Source organism: Frankia sp. AiPs1 (genome assembly GCF_023716945.1).
Taxonomy (GTDB): Bacteria; Actinomycetota; Actinomycetes; order Frankiales; family Frankiaceae; genus Frankia.
On record NZ_JAMQQF010000392.1, the window covers coordinates 1 to 5593 of the forward strand.

General features: G+C 74.0%; 6 protein-coding genes. 4 read left to right on the top strand and 2 right to left on the bottom strand.

Translation table 11 applies throughout. The annotated features are described in order from the left end of the window. Positions 1–422: LLM class flavin-dependent oxidoreductase (locus tag ND748_RS23655; protein ID WP_251748158.1), on the bottom strand; the 422-nt coding region annotated here is incomplete at its 3' end. 58 nt (positions 423–480) lie between these two features. On the opposite strand from ND748_RS23655, the gene ND748_RS23660 reads away from it, so the two are divergent. Then, complete coding sequence (locus ND748_RS23660) at positions 481–807, top strand: helix-turn-helix transcriptional regulator (RefSeq protein ID WP_251748159.1); 327 nt, start codon at positions 481–483, stop codon at positions 805–807. A 207-nt stretch (positions 808–1014) separates the two neighbouring features. Here ND748_RS23660 and ND748_RS23665 read toward each other — a convergent pair whose 3' ends face one another. Then, complete coding sequence (locus ND748_RS23665; protein ID WP_251748160.1) at positions 1015–2322, bottom strand: benzoate/H(+) symporter BenE family transporter; 1308 nt, start codon at positions 2320–2322, stop codon at positions 1015–1017. Between the two features lie 189 nt (positions 2323–2511). Here ND748_RS23665 and ND748_RS23670 point away from each other — a divergent pair, with 189 nt between their 5' ends. The 3 genes from ND748_RS23670 to pepN all read left to right on the top strand — a co-directional run. Continuing rightward, the gene (locus ND748_RS23670; protein WP_251748161.1) at positions 2512–2877 is read left to right on the top strand and encodes a hypothetical protein; all 366 of its coding nucleotides are present in this window, start codon (positions 2512–2514) and stop codon (positions 2875–2877) included. Positions 2878–3001: 124 nt separating this feature from the next. Next, positions 3002–3403, top strand: coding sequence for a hypothetical protein (locus tag ND748_RS23675; protein ID WP_374216013.1), 402 nt, complete (start codon positions 3002–3004; stop codon positions 3401–3403). Positions 3404–3459: 56 nt separating this feature from the next. Then, on the top strand, positions 3460–5593 hold a 2134-nt coding region (gene pepN, locus ND748_RS23680), incomplete at its 3' end, for an aminopeptidase N (protein ID WP_251748163.1).

Genomic DNA, 5593 nt, shown 5'->3' on the forward strand with positions numbered 1-5593 from the left:
AGCGGGAGCAGCGCCGCCAGGTACTCCCGCAGCCGCAGCGCCGGGCGGTCGAAGGGCAGCCCGAAGCGCTGCTCGACGGACGCGCGGTGCCCGACGCCGAGGCCGAGGCGCAGCCGGCCGCCGATCGCCGCCTGCGTGGTCTGGGCCTGGCTGGACATCACGATCGGATGCCGCCCCGGGATGATCGTCACCGCGGTGCCCAGCGTGATCGCCGGGATCTCCCGGCCGAGCAGGGCGAGCGCGGTCAGCGCGTCGAGACCGTAGCCCTGCCCCAGCCATAGCGAGGCCAGGCCGGTGCCGGCCGCCCGCCGGGCGCGCGCGAGGAGGTCGTCGACGGCGTTGGGGACGTCGGCGGCGAGCGAGGGAAGTGGCAGTGATGGCGGTGGCGGTGGCGGTTCGAGGACAAGACCGATGGGGATCATGACGGCACCATAGTTCGACATTCCGGAACTATCAAACCGTCTGCCGTATGCTGACGCCGTGCGACGCCTCCCCCATCCAGCCACCGCCGATCTCGACCTGGCCGTGATCCTGCATGCGCTGGGCGACCCGGTTCGACTGGAGATCGTCCGCCGCCTGCGCACCCAGACCGACGTCACCTGCGCTCCGGCGGGCATGGACATCCCGAAGTCGACGCTGTCGAACCACTGGCGGATTCTGCGTGAGGCCGGCCTGACCTCGACGACCGTCGAGGGCCGGCAGCGGCGGATGCGGCTGCGCACCGCCGATGTCGACAGCCGCTTCCCCGGCCTGCTCGACGCGCTCAACGAGGGCGTCTCCACCGAGGTGTCACCCGCCCAGCCGTGACGCGGTGATCCGGTTGCTGGCCGGCGCCCGCGACGGCCACTGGGCCGAGCCGCACCCGTCAGCTCGCTGACGAAGCAACGCGCGCAGCCGGAAGAAACGACGCACGCAGGACGCACGGAGGCGGATGGGGGACGGGGGACGGGGGACGGGGGACGCACGGAGGCGATCCCGGCCGGCGGACTGGGCTCGGCCTGTTGCCCCGGCCGGTCAGCGTTCCGGTGGCGCCGGGAGGCCGGCCGGGGGCCGGGCCGAGGGCGGTCGGCGGCGCAGGGTGGCGCCGACGAGCAGGCCGGCGGCGAGTGCCCAGAAGGCGGCGCCGACGCCGGCGAGGGTGATGCCACTGGCCGCGACGACGAAGGTGACAACCGCGCCCTGCCGGTCGTCCGGGTCGGCCAGCGCCGACGTCAGCGACGAGGCGAGCGTGCCGACGAGGGCGAGGCCCGCGACGGCCGTGGTGACGCCGGCGGGGGCGGCGGTCACGACCGTCACGAGGGCCATCGACACTCCGGCGAGGGCGAGGAAGGTCCAACCGGCGAGGTGGGCGACGACCCAGCGCCGCCTCGGGTCGGGGTGCGCGTCGGGGCTCGCGGCGAGCGCAGCGGTGATCGCGGCCAGGTTGATCGCGTGGCCGCCGGCGGACGCGCCGACGACGGTGCCGACACCGGTCACCGTCATCGACTCCCGCCAGGGGACCGCGTAGCCGTAGGCGGACAGCACCGCGACGCCCGGCACGTTCTGCGACGCCATCGTGACGACGTAGAGCGGGAGGGCGAGGGAGAGCACCGCCGCCCAGGTCAGCGTCGGCGCCGTCAGCACGACCCGGGGCAGCAGCGGCCCGCCCGGGCCGCCGTGCCGGGCGACCCAGATTCCGACCGCCACCACCGCGGCGACGAACGCCGCCGGCACGGCCCAGCGTGGCGCGAGCCGCAGCAGCACCAGCCACACCACGACCGCCGGCGCGACAAGCGCCGGGTGGTCCACCAGCCCGTGGACGGGCGCGAGGCACAGCGAGAGCAGGACGCCGGCGAGCATCGCCTGCGCGATCGGCGCGGGGATCGTGGCGATGAGCGCCCCGAGGCGTGGCCACATCGCTGTCAGCAGGATCAGCCCACCGACGACGAAGAAGGCCCCGACCGCCGCCGGCCAGCCACCGTCGACCGCGCCGGTCGAGGCGAGCAGCGCCGCGCCCGGTGTCGACCAGGCGAGCAGGATCGGCATCCGATGGCGGCGGCTGAGCCACAGCGTCCCGAGCGCCTGGGTGACGGTGACGGCGAGCAGGCCCGAGGCGGCCTGCGTGGGGTCCGCCCCGACCGCCCGCAGCCCGGCCAGCACCACGACGGACGCGCTCGCGAACCCGACCAGCGCCGTGACGACGCCCGCGCTGACCAGATGGGCGAGGCGAACCCCCGAAGCCGCCTCGCCGTCCGCGGGGACCTCGCCGTCCGCGGGGACCGGGGGGACCCCGCGGGCCGGGGCGGTCGCGTCGGTCGGTAAGCCGCGATCGCGCTGTTCCATATACGAAAACGATACGGTCGATCATTTTGAGGGATCTGCTGGACTGAAATCCTGCCGTTGCGGAAGTCCCGCCCTGACAGCCACGGCCTCGACCTTCTACCATCCGTCGTAGACAGGCGCGCGGTCGGCTGCGCGGCGGGATCGGAAGGGCAGGCGGATGCAGGCGGACGGCGTTTCGGAGCACGGCCGGTGATCGACGGACTGGCGGCCGCGTCCATCGCCTGCGCGCTCGTGGCCGGGGTGGCCTGCCTGCTGCAGACCTGGCGCGACCGGGCCGTCGGGGTGGGGCTGCTGGCCGCGGCCGGGGTGGTCGAGGCCGTCCTGCTCGCCCAGGTGATCGCCGCGATCGTCGTTGTGGCCGGGGGTTCGCACGCCGACCAGCCGGCGAACTTCGTGCTGTATCTGATCGCCTCGGTCGTGGCGCTGCCCGTGGGCGTGTGGTGGTCCCTGGGCGACCGGTCCCGGTGGGGCAGCGGGGTTCTGGGCGTCGCGTGCCTCGCCGTCGCCATCATCGTCGTCCGACTCGGTCAGGTCTGGGAGAGCACAGGTGGATAAGACAACCCCAGCAACCCCAGCAACCCCAGCGGTCCACGCAGGCCCCGCGGTCAGCCCGGCAACCGAGGCCGGTCCGGCGCAGCGCGGCCGCGGCGGATCGCGGACGGCGGGTGGGCCGGGGCGGATCCTCGTCACGGTCTACGCGATCTTCGCGGTGGCCGCCTGCTCGCGGTCGATCGTGCAGATCTCCACCGAGTTCGACCACGCTCGGGTGGCCTACCTGCTCTCGGCGTTCGCGGCCGTGGTCTACGTCGTCGCGACGGTGGCGCTGGCCCGTCCCGGCGCGGCCTGGCATCGGGTCGCCGTTGCCGCCTGCGCGACCGAGCTGGCCGGCGTGCTCGCCGTGGGGACCGCGAGCGTCGTGGACTCGGCGGCGTTCCCCGACCAGGCGGTGTGGTCGAACTACGGCAGCGGCTACCTGTTCATTCCGGTCATCCTGCCCGTTCTCGGCCTGACCTGGCTGCGCAGGTCCGCGTCGCGCGCGCGGGTCGCGGGCCGGCCAGCGCGGGAGTCGGACAACCCCTGACGGGACGTCGGGCGGGACCGCCGTCCCCCGGGCCGGCCATCTCGTAGGTTCGCGGTATGCACACCCTCACCCGGGACGAGGCCGTGACGCGTGCGAACCTGGTGCGCGTCGACGGGTACGACATCGAGCTGGATCTGACGGCGGCCCGCACGTCGGCGGAGTTCGGCTCGACGACCAGGGTGCGCTTCAGCCTGCGCGAACCGGCCGCCGGTACCGCCCCCGGCGCCGATCCGGGTGCCGCCGCGGCCGGCGGACCAGTCCCGAGCCCGGCCGCGACCCCGAGCCCGGCCCCGAGCCCGGCCCCGAGCCCGACCGGGCCGGCGACGTTCGCCGAGGTCAAGCCGGTGACCGCGCACCTGCTGCGGCTCAACGACCGGCCTCTGGACCCGGCGGCGCTCGACGGCAACCGGCTCCCGCTCACCGGCCTCGCCCCGTCGAACGAGCTCACGGTGACGGCGACGATGCGCTACTCGAACACGGGTGAGGGGCTGCACCGGTTCACCGATCCCGAGGACGGCGAGGTGTACCTGTACGCCCAGACGTTCCTCGACGACGCCCAGCGGATGTTCGCCTGCTTCGATCAGCCCGACCTCAAGGCACCGGTGCGGCTGACGGTCCTGGCACCCCTCGACTGGGTGGTGCGGGCCAACGGGGCGGGCCGGCAGACCGCCCCGGGCCGCTGGGAGTTCACCGAGACCCCGCCCCTGGCCACCTACTTCGTGACGGTGGTCGCCGGGCCCTATCACGTCATCGAGGACAGCCACGACGGCATCCCGCTCGGCCTGCTCTGCCGCCGCTCGCTCGCCCCCTACCTGGCCGCCGACGCCACGGAGATCTTCGACGTCACCCGCGCGTGCCTGGACCGCTACCACGAGCTGTTCGCCGACCGCTACCCGTTCGGCACCTACGACCAGGCGTTCGTGCCGGAGTTCAACGCCGGCGCGATGGAGAACCCGGGCTGCGTGACGTTCCGGGACGAGTTCGTCTACCGCTCGGCGGTGACCGACACCGAACGCGAGCTGCGCGCCGTCGTGATCGCCCACGAGATGGCGCACATGTGGTTCGGTGACCTGGTCACCATGCGCTGGTGGGACGACCTGTGGCTGAACGAGTCGTTCGCCGAGTACATGGGCTACCGGGTGACCGCCGAGGCGACCCGGTTCACCGAGGCGTGGACCAGCTTCGCCGTCGGCCGCAAGGGCTGGGGCTACGCCGCCGACCAGCGGCCCTCGACCCACCCGGTCGCACCGGCCGACGTCGACGACACCGCGCTGGCACTGCTGAACTTCGACGGGATCTCCTACGCCAAGGGCGCCTCCGTGCTGCGCCAGCTCGTCGCCTGGGTGGGTGACGAGGCGTTCCTGACGGGGCTGCGCGCCTACTTCACCCGCAACGCCTACGGAAACGCCACCCTGGCCGACCTGCTGGCCGCGCTGAGCGAGGCGAGCGGACGCGACCTCGCCGGCTGGGCCGAGCTGTGGCTGCGCCGCGAGCAGGTCAACACCCTGCGCCCGCAGGTCACCGTCGACGCCCAGGGCCGCTACCAGCAGGTCACGGTCGTCCAGACGGCGCCGCCGGCGTACCCGACGATGCGCCCGCACCGCCTCGGCATCGGCATCTACGGCCCGTCCGTCGACGCGGACGACACGGACGACACGGACGACACGGACGACACGGGCAATGCGAATGCCACGGGTAATGCGGACGCCACGGACGCCACGGGCAATGCGGGTGACACCTGCAATACGGGCGACACGGACGATGCCGCACCGATCAAGCTGCTGCGCCGGGTGGAGGTCGACGTCGACCCGGCCGCGGCGGACGGGCGGACCGCGGTCACCGCGCTGGCCGGCACCGTCGCCGGGCGGCTGCTGCTCGTCAACGACGGTGACCTGACCTTCGCGAAGGTGCGGTTCACGCCGGAGGACCTGGCGGCCCTGCCGGCCGTGCTGCCCCGGGTGGCCGATCCGCTCGCCCGCGCGGTGATCTGGGCGGCGACGGCCGACGCGACCCGCGACGCCCAGTGGCCCGCGGCCGACTACCTGGCGCTCGCCGCGTCCGCGCTGCCGGCGGAGACCCAGCTCGCCGTTTTCGAGGACGCGCTGCGCTTCGCCCGCGCCACCGCGCTCAACCGTTACCTCACCCCGTCCGCCCGGCCGGTCGCGGCCGGTCGGCTGCACGCCGCCTGCC

Coding starts and splice junctions, on each gene's coding strand:
- ND748_RS23665 (WP_251748160.1), bottom strand. CDS start 2,322: ATGGAACAGCGCGATCGCGGCTTACCGACCGACGCGACCGCCCCGGCC.